The organism is Synechococcus sp. CCAP 1479/10 (genome assembly GCF_019038515.1).
GTDB lineage: Bacteria > Cyanobacteriota > Cyanobacteriia > PCC-6307 > Cyanobiaceae > Cyanobium.
This window is the reverse complement of sequence record NZ_JAFKRJ010000010.1, coordinates 1-1,653: the sequence shown is the minus strand read 5'-3', so window position 1 is coordinate 1,653 and position 1,653 is coordinate 1. Positions and strand designations below refer to the sequence as shown.

The window sequence follows — 1,653 nt, the reverse complement described above, 5'->3', positions numbered from 1 at the left end:
CGAGCTCTCTGGAGTCGTCCTTGGCTTTGATGGCTCACCTTGAGGTACCGATCGACCTTCGAGATGACAGGACCGTGGCCTGAGACAAATGTGCTTCCCAAACTTACGCTTGGTCGGCGCTCAGACATCACGATCAGTTGTGTCTCCCTGTTAGGAGGTGATCCAGCCGCACCTTCCGGTACGGCTACCTTGTTACGACTTCACCCCAGTCATCAGCCCCACCTTCGGCGTCCTCCTCCACAAGGGTTGGAGTAACGACTTCGGGCATGGCCAACTTCCATGGTGTGACGGGCGGTGTGTACAAGGCCCGGGAACGTATTCACCGCAGTATGCTGACCTGCGATTACTAGCGATTCCTCCTTCACGTAGGCGAGTTGCAGCCTACGATCTGAACTGAGCCACGGTTTATGGGATTAGCTAACTCTCGCGAGCTTGCAACCCTTTGTCCGTAGCATTGTAGTACGTGTGTAGCCCAGGATGTAAGGGGCATGATGACTTGACGTCATCCACACCTTCCTCCGGTTTATCACCGGCGGTCTCTCTAGAGTGCCCAACTGAATGCTGGCAACTAAAGACGTGGGTTGCGCTCGTTGCGGGACTTAACCCAACATCTCACGACACGAGCTGACGACAGCCATGCACCACCTGTCTCTGCGCTCCCGAAGGCACTCCCTCGTTTCCAAGGGATTCGCAGGATGTCAAACCCTGGTAAGGTTCTTCGCGTTGCATCGAATTAAACCACATACTCCACCGCTTGTGCGGGCCCCCGTCAATTCCTTTGAGTTTCACACTTGCGTGCGTACTCCCCAGGCGGAACACTTAACGCGTTAGCTACGACACCGAGGGGGTCGATTCCCCCGACACCTAGTGTTCATCGTTTACGGCCAGGACTACAGGGGTATCTAATCCCTTTCGCTCCCCTGGCTTTCGTCCATGAGCGTCAGTTATGGCCCAGCAGAGCGCCTTCGCCACTGGTGTTCTTCCCGATATCTACGCATTTCACCGCTACACCGGGAATTCCCTCTGCCCCTACCACACTCAAGCCTTGTAGTTTCCATCGCTGAAATGGAGTTAAGCTCCACGCTTTAACGACAGACTTACAAGGCCGCCTGCGGACGCTTTACGCCCAATAATTCCGGATAACGCTTGCCACTCCCGTATTACCGCGGCTGCTGGCACGGAATTAGCCGTGGCTTATTCCTCAAGTACCGTCATGTCTTCTTCCTTGAGAAAAGAGGTTTACAGCCCAGAGGCCTTCATCCCTCACGCGGCGTTGCTCCGTCAGGCTTTCGCCCATTGCGGAAAATTCCCCACTGCTGCCTCCCGTAGGAGTCTGGGCCGTGTCTCAGTCCCAGTGTGGCTGATCATCCTCTCAGACCAGCTACTGATCGTCGCCTTGGTGCGCCATTACCACACCAACTAGCTAATCAGACGCGGGCTCATCCTCAGGCGAAATTCATTTCACCTCTCGGCATATGGGGTATTAGCGGCCGTTTCCGGCCGTTATCCCCCTCCTGAGGGCAGATTCCCACGCGTTACTCACCCGTCCGCCACTAACCCGAAGGTTCGTTCGACTTGCATGTGTTAAGCACGCCGCCAGCGTTCATCCTGAGCCAGGATCAAACTCTCCGTTGTAGATCCAACCCTCTTGGT

The 1,653-nt window shown here is 55.6% G+C and carries 1 rRNA gene; it reads right to left on the bottom strand.

The annotated features are described in order from the left end of the window. Positions 1-150: 150 nt before the first annotated feature. Positions 151-1,635: ribosomal RNA gene (locus tag KUG39_RS05165) — 16S ribosomal RNA — on the bottom strand. Between the last annotated feature and the right edge of the window lie 18 nt (positions 1,636-1,653).